This window comes from Pseudomonas sp. MB-090624 (assembly GCF_003205245.1).
Taxonomy (GTDB): domain Bacteria; phylum Pseudomonadota; class Gammaproteobacteria; order Pseudomonadales; family Pseudomonadaceae; genus Aquipseudomonas; species Aquipseudomonas juntendi.
Map to the genome: position 1 here is coordinate 64,712 of NZ_QJRK01000003.1, position 17,811 is coordinate 82,522.

At 64.0% G+C, this 17,811-nt stretch carries 13 protein-coding genes; 9 read left to right on the forward strand and 4 right to left on the reverse strand.

Features of this window, described 5'->3' with window-relative positions; translation table 11 throughout:
* The first annotated feature begins 16 nt into the window (after positions 1–16).
* The 9 genes from DMX12_RS02555 (at position 17) to DMX12_RS29740 (ending at position 11,730) form a co-directional block, all read left to right on the forward strand.
* Positions 17–526 (forward strand): sigma-70 family RNA polymerase sigma factor, encoded by a 510-nt coding sequence (locus DMX12_RS02555; protein ID WP_082416093.1) that lies wholly within the window; start codon positions 17–19, stop codon positions 524–526.
* Positions 523–1,452: a DUF4880 domain-containing protein gene (locus DMX12_RS02560; protein WP_110676091.1), complete on the forward strand. Its 930-nt coding sequence runs from the start codon at positions 523–525 to the stop codon at positions 1,450–1,452. Before DMX12_RS02555 ends, DMX12_RS02560 begins: the two co-directional genes overlap by 4 nt.
* A 65-nt stretch (positions 1,453–1,517) precedes the next feature.
* Positions 1,518–3,845 carry a TonB-dependent siderophore receptor gene (locus DMX12_RS02565; protein WP_236184267.1) on the forward strand — a complete coding sequence of 776 codons (2,328 nt, stop codon included), beginning with the start codon at positions 1,518–1,520 and terminating at the stop codon, positions 3,843–3,845.
* Between the two features lie 11 nt (positions 3,846–3,856).
* Positions 3,857–4,690, forward strand: a complete 834-nt coding sequence (locus tag DMX12_RS02570) for an alpha/beta hydrolase (protein ID WP_054911512.1) — start codon at positions 3,857–3,859, stop codon at positions 4,688–4,690.
* A gap of 144 nt (positions 4,691–4,834) precedes the next feature.
* Positions 4,835–5,740, forward strand: coding sequence for a LysR family transcriptional regulator (locus DMX12_RS02575; RefSeq protein ID WP_047149926.1), 906 nt, complete (start codon positions 4,835–4,837; stop codon positions 5,738–5,740).
* A 166-nt stretch (positions 5,741–5,906) separates the two neighbouring features.
* Positions 5,907–6,866 carry a hypothetical protein gene (locus DMX12_RS02580; RefSeq protein WP_110676094.1) on the forward strand — a complete coding sequence of 320 codons (960 nt, stop codon included), beginning with the start codon at positions 5,907–5,909 and terminating at the stop codon, positions 6,864–6,866.
* The gene (locus DMX12_RS02585) at positions 6,863–10,042 is read left to right on the forward strand and encodes a T6SS effector BTH_I2691 family protein (RefSeq protein WP_110676098.1); all 3,180 of its coding nucleotides are present in this window, start codon (positions 6,863–6,865) and stop codon (positions 10,040–10,042) included. Before DMX12_RS02580 ends, DMX12_RS02585 begins: the two co-directional genes overlap by 4 nt.
* Positions 10,042–10,821: a DUF6708 domain-containing protein gene (locus DMX12_RS29735; protein WP_232108643.1), complete on the forward strand. Its 780-nt coding sequence runs from the start codon at positions 10,042–10,044 to the stop codon at positions 10,819–10,821. The genes DMX12_RS02585 and DMX12_RS29735 overlap by 1 nt, the downstream gene beginning before the upstream one ends.
* A gap of 138 nt (positions 10,822–10,959) precedes the next feature.
* Positions 10,960–11,730: a DUF6708 domain-containing protein gene (locus DMX12_RS29740; RefSeq protein ID WP_232108642.1), complete on the forward strand. Its 771-nt coding sequence runs from the start codon at positions 10,960–10,962 to the stop codon at positions 11,728–11,730.
* A 101-nt stretch (positions 11,731–11,831) separates the two neighbouring features.
* Here the strand turns inward: DMX12_RS29740 and DMX12_RS02600 are convergent, their stop codons facing one another.
* The 4 genes from DMX12_RS02600 to kdpB are packed head-to-tail and all read right to left on the reverse strand — an operon-like array spanning position 11,832 to position 17,810.
* Entirely contained in the window at positions 11,832–12,527 is a 696-nt protein-coding gene (locus tag DMX12_RS02600; protein WP_009683157.1) for a response regulator, read from the reverse strand.
* A complete protein-coding gene (locus tag DMX12_RS02605; RefSeq protein WP_110676103.1) occupies positions 12,524–15,178 on the reverse strand; it encodes a sensor histidine kinase KdpD in 2,655 nt (884 codons plus the stop codon). Before DMX12_RS02605 ends, DMX12_RS02600 begins: the two co-directional genes overlap by 4 nt.
* 3 nt (positions 15,179–15,181) lie before the next feature.
* Positions 15,182–15,745 (reverse strand): potassium-transporting ATPase subunit KdpC, encoded by a 564-nt coding sequence (kdpC, locus tag DMX12_RS02610; RefSeq protein WP_110676105.1) that lies wholly within the window; start codon positions 15,743–15,745, stop codon positions 15,182–15,184.
* Between the two features lie 10 nt (positions 15,746–15,755).
* A complete protein-coding gene (kdpB, locus tag DMX12_RS02615) occupies positions 15,756–17,810 on the reverse strand; it encodes a potassium-transporting ATPase subunit KdpB (protein WP_110676107.1) in 2,055 nt (684 codons plus the stop codon).
* Position 17,811 lies beyond the last annotated feature (1 nt).

A 17,811-nucleotide genomic window follows, 5' to 3' on the forward strand; every position in this document is an offset into this window, starting at 1 on the left:
GCTTCAGGGGCGCTGCATGGCTATGCATGAAACGGATGCGATCATTCCGCTCGAAGCGCTGTACCACAACGAACGCGGTTGGTTGCACGCCTGGCTGAGGCGTTCGCTGGGCTGTTCGCAGCAGGCGGCAGACCTGGCCCAGGACACCTTCGTACGCCTGCTGGTGCGCAACCAACCGATCAGCGCCCGAGCCCCTCGTGCATTGTTGGCGCGCATCGCCCGTGGCCTGGTGGTGGACCACTGGCGGCGCGATGCCCTGCAACGTGCCTACCTGCAAGCCTTGGCACAACTGCCCGATGCCAGCTACCCCTCACCGGCTGTACGCCACGAAGCACTGCAATGCCTGGAGCGTATCGCGCAGCTGCTCGATGGGCTCAAGCCGGCTGTGCGCGAAGCCTTTCTGCTTTACCAGCTGGCCGGCCTGACGCACGCGCAGGTTGCCGAGCAACTTGGGGTATCCGGGCGTACGGTGGAGCGCCATGTCGCCCAGGCGCTGCTGCACTGCTACCGGGTGTGCTTCGAGTGACGGCCAGCGCAGAGCGCCTGCCGGAAAACATCGTGCGCATGGCCATCGAATGGCAGCTGCGCCTGCGCCGCCAGCCGGGGGATATCGAACTGCTCAAGCAGTGCCAGGCCTGGCGCTTGCGCGATGCCCGCCACGAACTGGCCTGGCGGCGCATGCAGCAGGTCTGCGGGCACTTTCATGCCGAGCCGTTGCCCGGGTCCACTCACACGGCTGCCGTGCTGCGCCAGGCCGAAGTGGACCTGAGCCGCCGGCGTGCCATGAAGCTGCTCGGCCTGGGGCTTGCCGCAGGCAGCGCCACGCTGCTGCTCGCCAACACGCCACAGGCCTGGCGCAGTGACTTTGCCACCGAGGTTGGGCAACGCCGACAGTGGCAGCTGGCGACTGACCTGCAACTGCAGCTCAATACCGACAGTGCCGTGGACGTGAGCCAGCGCGAGGCTCGCTTGCGCAGCGGCGAGTTGCTGGTCGATGGCCATGACTGGCGCGTGCAATGCGCCCATGGGCTGTGCCACGCCAGGCAGGCACGGGCGGCGCTGCGCGAGCGTGAAGGTTACAGTGAACTGCATGTCGAGCACGGCGAAGTGCGGGTGACAACCGCCACCGGTGAGCAGCACGTGGCTGCCGGCCAGGGCCTGGCACTCTACCCTGGCAAGCTCACCCGCCTGGGCCCCGGCCCCCTAAACCCATTCGCATGGGCGCGCGGCTTGCTGGTGGTCGACGACATCCGCCTGGCCGATTTCCTTTTCGAAGCAGGGCGTTACCGCCGCGGTTGGCTGCACTGCCAACCGCGCCTCGCCGACCTGCGCCTGTCCGGCGTCTTCCGCCTGGACCAGCCAGACGTTCTGCTCGGCAACCTCACCCACCTGCTGCCGGTGCGCGTTGAGCAACGTACACGCTGGTGGGTGCGCGTGGTGGCGCAGGCTTGAAAAAAAATGGCGGACTTTGCCGTTTGATCCGGTTAGGGCAGATCACTCCCTGAATGGACCCTCGCATGTTACCTGTCCGCCTGCCCTTCCCCTCTCGCCCCTTGTCCCGCGCCGTGTGCCTGGCGCTGTCGCTGCTGGCTGCCAGCAGCCATGCCGCGCCGGCCACCGCGCCGAGCGTACCGGCAGGCCCATTGGGGCAGGCCTTGAGCCGCTTTGCCGAGCGCTCGGGTATCACCCTGTCGTTCTCGCCGGCAGCCGTCCAGGGCTTGAACAGCCCAGGCCTTGCCGGCGGAGGTTCCCTGGATGACGGCCTGGCGCAACTGCTCGAGGGCAGCGGCCTGGTGCCGCAAAAAACCAGCTCGGGCTATGTGGTGCTGCCCGCGCACGAGGATACCGGCCTGCAACTGGAGCCGATCAGCATCGATGCCAGCGCCTCGCAAAGCGCTTTCGCCCCCGTACCCGGTTATTTCGCCAGCAATGCAAGCAGCGCGACCAAGACGGACCGCCCGATCCTGGAGACCGCGCAAAGCGTCAGTGTGGTAACCGCCGAACAGATGGCCGACCGAAAGGTTGATCGCGTCGAGGATGCCGTCGCCTATACCGCTGGCGTGCGGGTGGGGGCCTCGGGGCTGGACCCACGCTTCGACACCATCAGCGTCCGCGGTTTCGACACCACCATGGCTGCCGACTTCCTCGACGGCCTGCGCCAGCCCGGCAGCGGCTGGCTATCGCTGTACCAGACCGAGGCCTATGGCCTGGAACGCATCGAGGTACTCAAGGGCCCGTCGTCGGTGATGTACGGGCAAATCAGCCCGGGTGGCATGATCAACCGCGTGAGCAAGCGCCCGAGCCTGCAGGCTCGCAACGAAGTGCAGGTGCAGGCAGGCAACTACAACCACCAGCAAGGCCAGTTCGACCTGGGCGGCAAGCTGGACCCGGCAGGCGATGTGCTGTACCGGGTGGTCGGGGTTTACCGCGATGCCGAGAACTACATCGAGCAGTTGAACAACGATGTGCGCATGATCGCCCCTTCGCTCACCTGGCAGCTCGACCCGGACACCAGCCTGACCTTGCTGGCGCGCTACCAGGAACGCGAAACCGCCGCTTCGCCAATGCTGTACCAACAAGGCAAGCACCTGACCAACTTCTGGCAAGGCGACGAATACTTCGACAAGCTGCAGCAACGGCAATGGACTTTCGGCTACGAATTCGAGCATGCCTTCAACGACACGTTCAGCGTGCAGCAGAACCTGCGCTACGGCCAGGTCGACACCACCAACCAGTACCTGCAACCCTACCAGGAGCGTGAGGGGCACATCCTCGACCGCTATGCGGTGGGGGTATACGAAGACATGTCGACACTGTCGGCGGACACCCGCCTGGTCAGCCGTTTCGATACCGGTGCGCTGCACCACACCCTGCTGACCGGCCTGGACTATGGCTGGATCGACACCTCGCTGCTGTATGCCAGTGGCCCGGCACCTTCGATCGACCGCTTCGCCCCCGACTACCACCAGCCTGTGGCCAGGCCCGGCACGCCGTTGGCAGACGAAGACGGCCTGGAACAACGCACCGGCCTGTACCTGCAGGACCAGGTGGACCTGGGCCAATGGCGCCTGTCGGCCGGCCTGCGCCGCGACGTGGTGCATGTGCGCCGCAGTGACAACCTCAGCGGCATCAACCGCAAGACCAGCGATTCGGCCACCACGGGCTCGGTCGGCGTGCTTTACCTGTTCGACAACGGCATCGCACCTTATGCCAGCTACGCCACCTCGTTCCAGCCGCAAAGCGGCAGTGGTGCGTACAAGCCGACCGAGGGTGAACAGTACGAAGCGGGCTTGAAGTACCAACCGCCCGGCAGCACGACCCTGCTGACCGCCTCGCTTTACCACCTGACCCAGAAGAACGTGCTGACCCGCGACCTGGCCAACCCGATCAACAGTATTGCCACCGGTGAGCAAGTGTCCAGGGGCCTGGAACTGGAGGCAGTGGCGGACCTGGGCGAGCGGCTGAAGATGACTGCCAGTTACAGCTACAACAACGCCAAAGTCACCCGAAGCAACGATGGCAACGAAGGCAAGCAGCCGCTCGACGTTCCGCGCCACCTGGCCTCGCTGTGGCTCGACTACCGCCTGCCGCTGGGCCTGGGGGTGTCAGGTGGCGCACGTTACACCGCCAGCAACTACGGCGACGCCCAGAACACCGTGAAGAACGAGGGCTACACCCTGGTCGATGCCGGCGTGCACTACGACTTCGGCGGTGGCCTGGACGGCGTGCGCCTGGCCTTGAATGCCCGCAACCTGTTCGACAAGCGTTACATCAACTGCCAGCAAGGCTATTGCTACCGGGGTGAAGCGCGCAGCGTGGTCACCAGCCTGAGCTACCGCTGGTAAGGGGGCTACGCATGCTACGCACACTGTTTGCCGGGCTGGCGGCGCTGCTGCTCGCCCAGGTTGCCCATGCGCAGCCGGTGGCCCTGGATGGCACCGAGCAATGGACGATGAAAAGCGCCGCAGGGCGGGAATACCGGATCATGATCAGCCTGCCGGAGGGCGATGTACCGTGGACCGGCGGCTACCCGGTGATCTACCTGCTGGACGGCAACGCCTACTTCCCGGCGTTTCACGCGGCCAAGCGCGCGCAGGAGCGCCTGCGCGGGTCGGTCCTGGTCGCAATAGGCTACCCAAGCGCGACGCCGCTGGATTTCGAACGGCGCGCGTTCGACTTGTCACCGCCACAGCCGCCGGAACGGAACACCCCGCCACAAGGCGGTCAGGACCTGTTTCTCGACTTCATCGAACAGCGTCTGATGCCCAGGGTGAATGCGCGCTTCAAGGTCGATCAGGACCAACGCAGCCTGGTCGGGCATTCGTTTGCCGGCATGTTCGGCGTCTACACCTTGTTCACCCGCCCACAGCTGTTCCAGCATGTGGTCGCCATCAGCCCCAGCTTGTGGTGGCGGGACCGCTACCTGTTGGCGCATGAACGGGCATTCAGCCAAAAGGCGCATGCCGGGCAGCTGGTGCTGACCCATAGCAGCCTGACCTTGCTGATGGGTGACCGCGAAATGGCACAGGAGATTCAGGATGCCCGGGCCTTGCAAACCAGGCTTGAGGCGTTGTCGCAATATGGGCTGCGCAGTGACTTCCAGCTCGAAGCCGGCGAGGACCACATGTCGATGCCGTTCCGCGTCGCTGCCCGTGTGCTGGATGAGCTGATGAGCACGCGCAGGTTCTGAGCGCCTTTGCGAACCTGTGAGGTAGAGCGCCGCAGCGCGGCGGCGGCGCTCCTTCCCGCAAGCACCGTAAAACCCGAATGCTCCACTGGACCACCCCATCCATTACCATTGGCTACCAACGCCCCCACATCAGGTTCAGCGAACATGGCCTTCTCCAGCGAATCCCTGGCAATCTTCCTCGCAGTACTGGATGCCGGCTCGTTCTCCGCCGCCGCCCGCAAGCTGGGGCGGGTGCCGTCCGCGGTGAGCATGGCAATCGCTCAACTCGAGGCCGAACTGGACCTGCCGCTGTTCGACCGGGCAACGCGCAAGGCCCTGCCCACCAGCGCCGCCCTGGCCCTGGAGCCTCAAGCCAGGCAAGTGATCTGCCAGCTCAATCTGCTCGACGCCCAGGCCTTGCAATTGCACCAGGGCCTGGAGAAACGCCTGACCATCGCCATGGCGCCCGAACTGCAGACCGGGCGCTGGAGCCAGCCACTGGAAACCCTCGCCCAGGCGTTTCCCAGCCTGGAAGTGGAAGTGCGCTCGGCCACCCAGACCGAGGCCATTCGCCTGCTGCACGAAGGCAGCGTGCAACTGGCACTGGTGTTCGAGCGGCCAGGCATCGATGAGCGCGAGTCATTCCTCGAAGCCGGTAGCCAGCTGCTGGTTGCGGTGGCCTCGCCGCGCCATCCGGCCGGGCAGAACAGCGGCACGCCGCTGCCCGAAGAAGCCTTCGCCGAGCAACGGCAAATCATCGTGGCTTCGGGCAAGCCCACCGGCTCAGACCCGCGCATGGTGCTGTCGCGGCGCATCTGGCTGACCGACAGCTACCTGGCCACCCTGGATCTGGTGCAGTCCGGGCTGGGTTGGGCATACCTGCCACAACCCCTGGTGGAACCGCTGATTGCATCCGGCGCGCTGGCCGAAGTGCGCTTCGACAACATGGCCAGCCGCCTGCGCTTGTGGGTGGACATCATCTGGCTCAAGGCACGCCCCTTGGGCCTGGGCGCCCGCCGTTATCTGGACGTCATGCGCCAGTGCTTCGAGGCAGAGCCGCCCAGGGCCTGAACGGCGCTCGCCCAGCGCCGGGCAGGCCAAGGGGTGCCGGCGGCACGGTGCGGCCTGATTCAAAAAAAAAGAAAATTCTTACAGCCCGCTAAGACTCCAGTAACTGCCCACTGAAGCGATTCCTCGCTAGATTCGCGCTCGCCATCCAGAAGAAAAGGAACTTCTCATGTCGAGCCAAGCCGCACGCGGCTACCAGCAGTCGGTGGATGACTTCGCGCACCGGCACCGCCACCCCGATGAAGCCTTTTACCTGCTGCTGGCCCCCTTCGCTGGCTGCCAGAGCGGGCACCCGCTGGACATCGCCATGCTGGCCAAGGCGCTGGGCAGTGACGCCGTAACGCGCATCGACAGCAGCGGCCTGGTGCAGGCCCCTGAACGCTGGCCTGCGCTGGTGCGGCTGGCCCGCCCCGGCCAGGCGTGCGGCGCTCTGGCCGCATTGAGCGCAACCTACGCCGCCCGTGAGGCTACGGCCACCTGGCACTACGTGTGTGCCTGGCTGCTCAGCGATCAACCCGCCGAAGCCATTGCCCGGCATATCAGCCAGCAGTGCCATGTGCTGCATCAGCCCGCCCCGCATGGCATCACGGCCTGGTACGAACCCGTGAGGCTGGCGTTGCTGCGCGTCACCCTGAACAATGCTGGCGCAGTACTCGGGCCGATTCGCAGCTGGCTGCATCCCGATGGTTGCGGCAGTTGCACGGTGCTCGAACGGCCATCGCCGGCTGGCGAGCTGCGCATCACCCGTGAAGTCCGCGCAACCCAGAACGTCGCGCCACAGATCATTCAACTGCTCAGTGCCTGGCATCGCCTGGCGACCGCGCAAACTGGCGCCACCCGTGGCCAATGCCCAGGCTCATCCGGCTTGCCGGCCAACGCGCCCGTCCATGTCATGAACCTGATGATCAGGGCCTTCAAGCAGGGCCTGCGCGACCGTGGCGATATCCAGTGCATGTGCCTGCACCTGCTCATGGTCCACCCGTTGCTGCTGCAGCACCCGACCATCCAGCGCGACGTGGCACAGGCGGTGGCTGGCCAGCAACGCCTGGCCGCCTGCTTCGCCCGCTACGGCGACAGTGCCTGGGCACGCATCGTTGCCGACCTGCCGCAGGCAGGAGGCTACTCATGAGCATCAGTGCAACCATCCATGCCGCCATGCAGGAAGAAATCCCCAACAGCCACGGCGGCTGCAACGCCTGCGGGCGTATTGGCCTGCCCATCCTGCTGCTGCGCGAGGCCTATGCCCCGCGCCCCGATGCCGGGCACCTGTTTCGCTGGGCCAGTGACAGCGAAATCACCTACCACCCGATGCACACCGACCAGCTCCGCCTGTTGCGCCAGGGCTACGTTTACGTTCTGCTCGACCAGGCCACCTGGCAGGCCTACGCAGTGGCGGCCGATGCCACCTTGCAGCGGTTTCCGGTATCGCAGATGCCGCTGGGGCCGCCCAGGCCATTGCCCAAATGGTGTGCCACCGCAGGCCATGACGTCATCGCCTCGTTCATCAACATCGACACGTCGCTGTACCGCACCGCCTGGGTTGCCTTCGCCAACGATCCGTGGCCGCGCACCGTGCTCGACCGCTACCGCAAAGGCATCGCCCAGTCAGACCCGGCCACCCTCGCCCGCTTCGTCGAAGTCGACCTGCACCGTGCACGCAACGACCCCGCCAGCCTCGGCATCGCCATGACCGACAGTTTCCGCTTCGGCATGGAGGGCGTGCTCGAGTTCTCCACCTTTTCATCGGCCCGGTTCACGAGTGCTCACGGCTTCTACAGCCGTTTGGGTCGGTGGTCCGAAACCCACAACTATCTGCGTACCGTCATTGCTCGGGAACAATTGCCAAACGGTGTGCTGGCGCTGACCTTGCCCGACCCCGTCGGCATGGTGGTGGAACTGAACGCCCAGCGCACAGGTTGGGTCCAGGCCATGCAGGCATGGCGCGCGCAGCCGCAGCGGCACTTCGAGTACTTCACCTCCCAGGCGCTGCTGGGCATCCAGCAACTGCATGCTGCCACGGCCGCCGCACAGGGCGCCGAGGCAGCTGAGCGTGAGGCACGCCAGGTCGAACAGTGGAACGACAGCCCCGTCGGCATCAAGGCGCACCTGCCGCCAGTGGATATCGCAAGGCAGACCCGCCGCAACACCGCTCGCAACCAGGAGCAGGCCCGGGACCGCTTGCAAGCGCGCTACGACGAAAGCGCCCGCGCGGCGTTCCAGGCTGGCTACGACCGTGAACTGAACCACTGGCAGTCGATGATCGACCAGGTTGGCCAGCTGTACGCGCTGCACTACGCCCAGCCGGCGTTTCACCAGATCGGTCGCTTCGACTACGACGCTGCCGACCCGGTCTCGGTCGAGTACTTCATCCAGATGATGGCCGACTGCCTAGCCGGGGGCCCTAGCGAACTGATGCCCGAGGAAGGTCAGCCGCTGGGTATGACGCAGCTCGTCTGGCAGCACCTGCTGGAAGACGAGCACAGCTTGTTGTACCAGGCGCTGATGGCCAGGAACCAGACGCTGCTGCAGCGCGTGATCGGCGGCTTGTCAGGCGACGACTTCGGCAAGGTCTACGACATCATCAAAGCCCTCGCTGGCACCCCCGAGGGCCAGTTGCTGATGGTCAAGCCGCTGCAGGATGCCGTCGGTCAACTGCTGGCCGCGACCACCAGCGCAGGGAATACGCTCGCCCAGCACCTCAGCGAACGCAGCCGCACCCTGGTCGGCCATGTGCACCGGGCGGCTTTCGCGCTGTATGCCGGGCAGCACGTAACCCCGCTGCGCGTTTCATTGACTGTCGGCGAGTACCTGAGCGTGCTCGACGAGGCCCTGCGAATCCGTACCGATGCATTTCTGCAGCAGGTCGACCAGCAGTTCCGCGACCCTGTGGGGCGCAAGGTCCGCGCCATGGTGCTGAGCGGCGCAATCAATATCGCCGCGGTCGGTAACCGCAACCAGATGATCGACGTGGTGCTGTGGACCTTCGAGAGCGCCGAGCAATTACAGGCACGGTTGGTCCAGCTGAAAACGTCGACGGCCGAAGGTTTCGGCGCGCTGGTGCGCACTGTGGCGATCGGTGCAGCCTCGGTAAAGGCACAGGTGTCTGCCGGGCTGCAGATCAGTTCGATGGCGGCGCAAAGCGTGGCCAGCGATGCAATGCGTAGCCTGCGGGATGCGGCGACCGGTACGGGCAGCGTCGGCCTGCTGCTTGCGCTGGGCGGGCTGTGGTTTCAGCAGGACAGCCTGCGTAGAAACTACCGGGCGTTACAGCAGACCCATCAGCACAACCCCGAGGCGCAGGCGGCGGTCTGGTCTTCATCGCTGGGGGTGCTGGGTGCCAGTGTTGAGGCCGCAGGACTGGTTGTTGCGCAGGTATTCGCACGTACACAGCGCCCTGGGCAGATACTAACGGCGGGTTTGGGCATCAGTATGGCGCGGTACGGCGGCGGCATCGCGGCGATGGCTGGTGTTATGGATGCCGTGCAGTACTGGAATGCCGGCCTTCGAACTGGCCGTGAAGGTGATGAGTCAGCGAGCTTCAACTATATGGGCGCAGCCGGAGCAGCTGCTGTCTCTGCTAGCTTAGGCATTTATACTGCCTTATTGGGAGCCCCTTTTCTCATCGTCTTAGGCAGTATGGTTTTAATTGGACTGGCGGCCTACACGCTGGCGACGATCGCCAACAACCATGAGTCCTCATTGCTGGAGTTGTGGGCCCGACATAGTAAATGGGGAAAGCCAGAGGGGCATCGACGCTGGATCGACGAACAGGACCTTAGCAACGCGGTAAGGGCATTCAATGCAGCAGTCATTGGTCTACATGCTTACGTGTCGATCAGAACGAGGTTCCAATCCTCTCACACCGCACAAACGCCACATTCAGCAGGGGCACTGCTCAATGACGGAAATTCTGTTGCAACGGGTTTTTATCTCGACGTAGATCTTAGGCTGCCGAGTGCCACCTCCGAACTTACGAAATACGAATGGCATCTCGCAATTATCCCAGCAGGTGTTGATCGACAACGCTGTATCGCTGCCTATAGCTCGGATACTGGTAAAATCGAACACATCCCAAGTGATTTGGGCGGCGTTCTCGCTGACTTTGGAAGCCTAGATAAATACTTTACTCTCAAATCCATCTACAGAACAATTCACATTACTGGTTCACTCCCGCTTCTGGACAACCACAACATAGAGAAAGTTGAGTTGACGCTCGCCTACTGGCCTAACAGAAACGATAAATCGAGCTACGCTAAAGTGGTGATAATCGAGAACAAAATGAATTCAGCCTGGAGCATATTTTAATGTCTCGCCCGCTGCTGAACCCTCCTTGCAAAGGCTGGAAGGAAGACCTTCCATTGCCAGACACCTCAAACACAACTGCGCCTGGCTTAAGTTATCAATCTCCTAATCACCAAGATATGACCTATCTCGAAATAGCTAGGCCTTTGGGCGGAGCCAGGGAATTGATGTTATTTTTTTCACTTCCTATGATTATCTTCACTGCCACCTTCCCTCTTAATATAATACAGATTTCTGAACTTCTTGATTCTGAGCTCATACTTATTAGCGTCTTGCTGCTAGCCGGCGGAATATGGGCATCTGCCTTCTTCATTCGCATTAGCCTATCCCCCCCTCGCGACGAGCCTATTCGCTTTAACCGTAAACGAAAAAAGATCTATGCCTACAACTTCAAATACTGTTGGTGGAATCCCTTCGGAACTTGGAAGGTCGAGACAGTCTGCTACGACTGGTCACAAGTCCGTGCCGAGCGATGGTTTCAGCGCGGCATGCTTCCAAACGGTGCCCCCATTTTCAAATGGGGGGTCATGCTGTCCATCGTCGCACCCGGAACGAACAACGTCATCGACCGGTTTCCCCTGAGTACCATGGGGGCGGATCAGCATGCCTGGGCTTACATCTGCACTTACATGCAGCATGGCCCCAGCGCCTTGCCCCCACCTGGGGAGCCCAAGAATCACAACGACGTACTCTGGTGTGAACTCGCTTTGCGGCTAGCCCCTAAAGTCGAGTGGCCGGCCGAAATGGATCGGGAGTCCAGAACAGCATCTCGAGGTAATTAGGCAATGAGTTAACTCGATGCTGGGACAACAACAACCTGGAGGGCATTGAGCGCTTGCTTGTGTACTCACCCTGCAGATACGACCAATCGAGCTTCGTAAAAATCGATAAAAAATTAATCGCTTCTGGAGCATCTTTCAATGTCTCGCCCGCTGCTTAATCCTCCCTGCACTTTCTGGAAGGAGGACCTCCCTCTTCCTGATGACCCGTGTACAACTGAGCCAGGCTTAGGTGACAAATCTCCAAATCATCAAGATTCAATCTATCTTGAATTATCTAGAGCTATAAGCTGGGCTAGGGAACTAGTAATCCTCTTTACATTACCTGCAATTTTCATCATTTCAACACTTCCTTTCGACATGATAAAAAGTTTTGCATATCTCGATTCTGAGCAAGTATTCATTGGCACTCTTTCGCTGATCCTCGAAACATGGGCGTGTGTTTTTTTAATTCGAAGGTGCATATGCCCCCCTCGCGACGAACCTATTCGTTTCAACCGGAAACGAAAAAAAATCTATGCCTACAACTTCAAAGACTGTTGGTGGAAGCCTTTCGGAACCTGGAAAGTCGAGCCAGTCTGCTACGACTGGTCGCAAGTGCGCGCCGAGCGCTGGCTTTACCGTGGCGTGCCGGGAAACGGTGCGCCCAGTTTCAAATGTGGGGTGGTGCTGTCCATCGTCGCACCCGGAACGAACAACGTCATCGACCGGTTTCCCCTGAGTACCATGGGGGCGGATCAGCATGCCTGGGCTTACGTCTGCACTTACATGCAGCATGGCCCCAGCGCCTTACCCCCACCTGGGGAGCCGAAGGATCACAACGACGTACTCTGGTGTGAGTTCGCCCTGCGTCTTGCCCCTAAAGTGGAATGGCCAGCCGAAATGGACCTGGAGTCAAGAACAGCCCCTTGAAGTCACCCGATGCTCAATTCACCGGGCGAAGACCCTGTTCCACCCCAGGCAGCCGCGTGGTCGGCGCTGCGTGATCCAACCGCAACCAGCGCGACTTACCGCTAGGCAACAGGCGCCACCAACCTGTACCCCACCCCCGCCTCGGTGATAATGAAGCGTGGCGCCGTAGGGTCATCGCCTAGTTTCTGGCGCAGGTGCCCGACCACGATGCGCAGGTAATGGGTATCCTCCACATGGCTGGGCCCCCAGATATCCTTGAGCAACTGCTGCTGGGTCATCACTCGCCCCGGGTGCCCGGCCAATAACGCCAGCAGCGCGTACTCCTTGCGTGTCAGCGCCACCTCCACGCCCTCCAGGGTTACCCGGCGGAAGGCGAAGTCCACCGTCAACGGCCCGAAGCTGGCCTTCACTTCCGAGCCCCCGGCTTGCGGCACCTGGCGCAGCAACGCACGGACCCGGGCGAGAAATTCCTGGATACCGAACGGCTTGGTCACATAGTCGTTGGCCCCACCATCCAGCGCATCGACCTTCTGCAGCTCACTGGCACGCACTGACAGCACCAACACCGGGACCGAGCTCCATTCCCGCAGCTCCCGCAACACCTGCTGGCCGTCCATGTCAGGCAGGCCCAGGTCCAGCACGACCAGGTCCGGCTTGCCCAGGGCCGCCTGGGCCAAGCCTTCGGCGCCGGTAGCCGCCTCGAGCACCTTGTAGCCTTGCGAGGCCAGGCTGATACGCAGGAATTTGCGGATCTGCGGTTCATCGTCGATAACCAACAGGGTGGCGGGCTGGCTCATGGGCTTTCACTTTCGGCTGCAGGTTGCGGGGGCAGCGGCAAGCATAAAGTGATGCCGGTGCCCTGGCCATCAATGCCTTCGCCCACCAGGATCTGCCCGCCATGGGCACCGATCATACCCTGGCAGATGGCCAGGCCCAGGCCAGTCCCCTGCCCGCCGCGATCGCCACGGGCGGCGGTGTAGAACATGTCGAAGATCTTTTCGCGGTCGCCCACGGGAATGCCCGGCCCCTGGTCGCTCACGGTCAGGCACAGCCGCTCGTCCTGCACCGCCACCCGCAGTTCCAGCCGACCATTGGCCGGCGAGAAACGCGCAGCGTTCTCCAGCACATTGACCAATGCCTGCTCGATCAATGCCGCATGCACGAACAGCAGCGGCAGATCGACGGGCACGTCGGTGTGCACGCGAAGCGGCGCCAACACCACGCGCAGGCGGTTGAGCGCACTGCCAACGATATCGGCTGGCGCCACCCAGTCGCGGGCCAGCTTGAGGCCACCGTGCCCCAGGCGTGTCATGTCCAACAGGTTCTGGATGTAGCGGTCCAGGCGCTCGGCCTCGTCGCGGGTGCCCTCCAACAGCTCGCGGCGGTCGTCGAGCGGAATCGCTTCGCCCAGCGCCAGCAAGCTGTCGATGCTGCCGCGCATGGCCGTCAATGGGGTGCGCAGGTCGTGGGACACCGAAGCCAGCAAGGCACTGCGCAGCTGCTCGGTCTCGCCGTGCAAGCGCGCAGCTTCCAGTTGTTCGGCAAGGCGGGCACGGGCCAGGGCCTGGGCCAGCGGCTGGCCAAGGGCGATCAGCAGGCGCCGACGCGGGTCGCTCAGCGGCTGCCCTGAGCGTGGGCGCACTCCCAACAGCGCCAGCGGTTGCTCATCCACCGCCAGTGGCCACCACCACCAGCGCCCTTCCGGCAGGGTGTCGCTGCCGTGCCCGGCGGCCTGCCCGTGTTGCCAGGCCCAATCGGCGGCGGCCCGCTCGGTGGCGCTGAAGCCCTGGTGCTCGCCGCTGGCCACCTGCAGCTGGCCATCGGCAGTGCGCTGCAGCAGGCACACTTGCAGGTCGCGCCAGCCGCCCAGGTGCTGCCCGGCGGCGTTGAACACGGCCTGGCGGTCAGTGGCCACCGTCAGCCTGCGTGACAGGTCGAGCAATTGGCTGGTCTGCGCCTGGGTTTCGCGCAGCGCCTGCAACTGGCGGCGCTGGCGGGCGGCCAGGTTGCCGGTAAGGGCGGCCATCAGCAGGAAGAACACCAGCGTCAGCACATCTTCTTCGCGCTGGATGCTGAACGAGAAATTGGGCGGAATGAACAGAAAGTCATACGCCAGGAACGACAGTGCCGCGCAGGCCAGGGCCGGCCCCAGGCTGCTGCGTACCGCCACCAGCAGCACCGCGGCCAGAAACACCAGCGAGATGTTCGGCAGTGCCAGCACGCTCGACACGGCCCAAGCCAGGCCTGCGGCCATCCCGGTGGCCAGCAACGCCAGCAGGTAGTGCCGCCAGACCCACACCCGGCGCACCGCCGAACGTGGCGCCGAGGGCTGTACATCGCGGTCCAGCACGTTGATTTCCAGCCCATGGCTTTCACGCAACAGCCGGGCAGCCACCCCTGCACCGAACCAGCGCCGGTGCACACGGTCGCGCGACTGGCCGACCAGTACCAGGCTGGCGCGCCGCTCGGCCGCATGCTGGATCAGCGTGCGCGCCACTTCACCGGCACGCAGCAACACCACTTCGCCTCCCAGGCGCTCGGCCAGTTGCTGGGCCGCCTGCAGGCGCTGGCGGGCTGCCTCGTCACGCAAACGGCCGTTGTCCACGTGCACCAGGCTCCACGGCAAGTGGCGGCGCTGGGCCACGCGGCTGGCGTGACGCACCAGGCGCTCGGCCTGGTCATCGCCATCCACACCGACCAGCAGCCGGCCGCGCAACGCGGGGGCTGCCTGCCCGCGCTGGCGGTAGCCATGGGCCAGGTCGGCATCGACCTGGGCGGCGGCCGTCTGCATGGCCAGTTCGCGCAGAGCGGTGAGGTTGGTTTGCGAGAAAAACGCATCGATGGCGGCCCGCGCCTGCTCGGGCACGTACACCTTGCCTTCACGCAAGCGCTCCAGCAGCTCACGCGGTGGCAGGTCGATCAGCACCAGCTCGAAGGCTTCCTGCAGCACCCAGTCAGGCAAGGTTTCGCGCACGTGCACGCCGGTGATGTCGCGCACCTTGTCGTTGAGGCTTTCCAGGTGCTGCACATTGACCGTGGTGTACACGTCGATGCCCGCGGCCAGCAGCTCCTGCACGTCCTGCCAGCGCTTGGCGTGGCGGCTGCCGGGGGCGTTGGTGTGCGCCAGCTCATCGACCAGTGCCAAGGCTGGCGCACACGCGAGCAGGCCGTCGAGGTCCATTTCCTCAAGGGTGACCCCCCGATACTGGCTGCGCAGCATGGGCTGCTGCAACAAGCCGGCAAGCAGCGCCTCGGTTTCGCCACGGCCGTGGGTTTCGACCACCCCGGCCACTACCTGCACGCCCTGGCGTTGCTGGGCATGCGCGGCTTGCAGCATGGCGAAGGTCTTGCCCACCCCCGGCGCAGCACCGAGGAACACCTTCAGCCGGCCACGGCCGGTGCGCGGCAGGGTAGCCAACAACGCGTCTGCACGCGCGGAATCACTCATGTTTCATCCTTTGCTCTTGCTGGCGAGTTTTTCCAGGGCCCGGTTCAACGCCAGCACATTGACCACCGGCGGGCCGATCAATGGCCTGAGGGTGGCCTCTTCCTGCAAGGCTTGCAAGCGCGCCACGGGCAACTGCCGCGCCGCTGCGACCCGGGGAATCTGGTAGGCCACCGCCGCCGGTGGCAGGTGCGGGTCCAGGCCGCTGCCCGAGGTGGTCAGCAGCGCCTGCGGTACCGGCCCTTGCTGGGCCTGGTACAGCAGCGCCGCATCGCCCTGGACCCGCTCCACCAGCGCCGGATTGCTCGGCGCAAGGTTGCTGGCGCTGCTGGCCACGGTGGCGTAGGCGCCTGCCGAAGGCCGTGAATGGAACCAGCCATCGCCCTGGAAGTTCTGGGCAATCAGGGCCGAACCCCGCACCTGGCCGTGGTCATCGCGCACCAGGCTACCGTTGGCCTGTACCGGGAAAGCCACCTGGGCGACCCCGGTCACCGCCAGCGGGTATAGCGCGCCAGTGATCAAGGTCATCGTCAAGGCCAGGCTCAAGGCAGGGCGTAGATAAGCGTTCATGGTGGCCTCCTCAGACCAGGTGCAGGGCGTTGAGCAACAGATCGATCAGCTTGATGCCGGCAAACGGCACCACGATGCCGCCCAGCCCGTAGATCAACAGGTTGCGCCGCAACAGGTGGGCAGCGCTGGCCGCCTGGACCCGCACACCCCGTAGCGCCAAAGGAATCAGCACGACGATGATCAGGGCATTGAACACGATGGCCGAGAGGATCGCGCTTTGCGGGCTGGCCAGGTGCATCAGGTTGAGCACCCCCAACTGCGGGTAGATGGCAGCGAACAGCGCCGGCAGGATGGCGAAATACTTGGCCACGTCATTGGCGATGGAAAAGGTGGTCAGCGCCCCCCGGGTCACCAGCAACTGCTTGCCGACCTGCACCACGTCCAGCAGCTTGGTCGGGTCGCTGTCCAGGTCGACCATGTTGGCCGCCTCGCGCGCCGCCTGGGTGCCGTCATTCATGGCCATGCCCACGTCGGCCTGGGCCAGCGCCGGGGCGTCGTTGGCACCGTCGCCGCACATGGCCACCAGGCGGCCCTCGTTCTGCTCCTGGCGAATGCGCGCCAGCTTTTTCTCCGGCGTGGCCTCGGCCAGCACATCATCCACCCCGGCCTCCGCTGCGATGGCAGCAGCCGTCAACGGGTTGTCACCGGTCACCATCACGGTGCGGATACCCAGCTTGCGCAATTCGGCGAAGCGTTCGCGGATGCCAGGCTTGACCACGTCCTTGAGGTGGATCACCCCAAGCAGGCGCTTGTCCAGGCACACCAGCAAGGGCGTGCCACCGCTCTGGGCGATGCGTTCAACCTCACGGGCCAGCGCTGGCGGCATGTCCAGGCGCTGCATGCCGACGAATGCCAGCACCGCATCGACGGCCCCCTTGCGGTAGCGGCGCTGCTGGAAGTCGATGCCCGACAGGCGCGTTTCGGCACTGAACGCCACGGCTTCGTAGTGCCCGGCAGGGGGCTCGACAACGGCATGCAACTGACGCAGGTACTCGACGATCGACTTGCCTTCTGCGGTATCGTCGGCCAGCGAGGCCAGCAGGGCACCCTCCCCCAGTTCCCGTGCGGTTACGCCCGGCGCGGCGTGCAGTGCGCTGCAACGGCGGTTGCCGAAGGTAATGGTGCCGGTCTTGTCGAGCATCAGGGTATGCACGTCCCCGGCCGCTTCCACGGCACGGCCCGAGCGGGCGATCACGTTCAACCGTACCAGCCGGTCCATACCGGCAATGCCGATGGCCGACAACAGGCCACCGATGGTGGTGGGGATCAACGTCACCAGCAAGGCAGCGAGAAAGATCAGCGGCACGCTGCCGCCGACGAAGTGGGCGAATGGCTGCAAGGTCACCACCACGATCAGGAAGATCAGCGTCAGCCCGATCAGCAGGATGTCGAGGGCGACTTCATTGGGGGTTTTCTGCCGCTTGGCACCTTCGACCAGGGCAATCATGCGGTCCAGGGTGGACTCGCCCGGGTTGCTGGTGATGCGGATCAGCAGCCAGTCGGAAACCAGCCGGGTGTTACCGGTGACGGCCGAGCGGTCGCCACCGGATTCACGAATGACCGGCGCCGACTCACCCGTGATCGCAGCCTCGTTGACCGCGGCGATCCCTTCGAGCACCTCACCATCGGCGGGGATCATTTCACCGGCCACCACACGCACCACATCGTCTTTGCGCAAGGCGCCGGCAGCTACCGTTTCATAGTGGCCGTCACGCTGACGGCGCTGGGCGGTCAAGCCTTGGCTGCCGGCCTTGAGGCTGTCGGCGCGGGCTTTACCGCGCCCTTCGGCAAGGGCCTCGGCAAAGTTGGCGAACAACACGGTGAACCACAGCCACATGGCAATCTGCACGGCCACGCCGCGGCTGACGCCACTGCCAGGGGCAAAACACAGTACCGTGGTCAGCAGCGCAGTCACCGCCACCACCAGCATGACCGGCGAGCGCTGCAACTGGCGTGGGTCGAGCTTGACCAAGGCCTGTACCAGCGCTGGGCGCCACAGCGCCGCAAACCGGGTCTGGTCTTTGGCACTGTGCCGGGCTTTCATTTCAGGAATGGGCATATTCATG

Bases quoted from the DNA above. Each gene is read 5' to 3' on its own strand.
- DMX12_RS02570 (WP_054911512.1), top strand. From the start codon at position 3,857: ATGCTACGCACACTGTTTGCCGGGCTGGCGGCGCTGCTGCTCGCCCAG.
- DMX12_RS02565 (WP_236184267.1), top strand. From the start codon at position 1,518: ATGTTACCTGTCCGCCTGCCCTTCCCCTCTCGCCCCTTGTCCCGCGCC.
- kdpC (WP_110676105.1), bottom strand. From the start codon at position 15,745: ATGAACGCTTATCTACGCCCTGCCTTGAGCCTGGCCTTGACGATGACC.
- DMX12_RS02605 (WP_110676103.1), bottom strand. From the start codon at position 15,178: ATGAGTGATTCCGCGCGTGCAGACGCGTTGTTGGCTACCCTGCCGCGC.
- DMX12_RS02580 (WP_110676094.1), top strand. From the start codon at position 5,907: ATGTCGAGCCAAGCCGCACGCGGCTACCAGCAGTCGGTGGATGACTTC.
- DMX12_RS02585 (WP_110676098.1), top strand. From the start codon at position 6,863: ATGAGCATCAGTGCAACCATCCATGCCGCCATGCAGGAAGAAATCCCC.
- DMX12_RS02575 (WP_047149926.1), top strand. From the start codon at position 4,835: ATGGCCTTCTCCAGCGAATCCCTGGCAATCTTCCTCGCAGTACTGGAT.
- kdpB (WP_110676107.1), bottom strand. From the start codon at position 17,810: ATGAATATGCCCATTCCTGAAATGAAAGCCCGGCACAGTGCCAAAGAC.
- DMX12_RS02555 (WP_082416093.1), top strand. From the start codon at position 17: ATGGCTATGCATGAAACGGATGCGATCATTCCGCTCGAAGCGCTGTAC.
- DMX12_RS02600 (WP_009683157.1), bottom strand. From the start codon at position 12,527: ATGAGCCAGCCCGCCACCCTGTTGGTTATCGACGATGAACCGCAGATC.
- DMX12_RS29740 (WP_232108642.1), top strand. From the start codon at position 10,960: ATGTCTCGCCCGCTGCTTAATCCTCCCTGCACTTTCTGGAAGGAGGAC.
- DMX12_RS29735 (WP_232108643.1), top strand. From the start codon at position 10,042: ATGTCTCGCCCGCTGCTGAACCCTCCTTGCAAAGGCTGGAAGGAAGAC.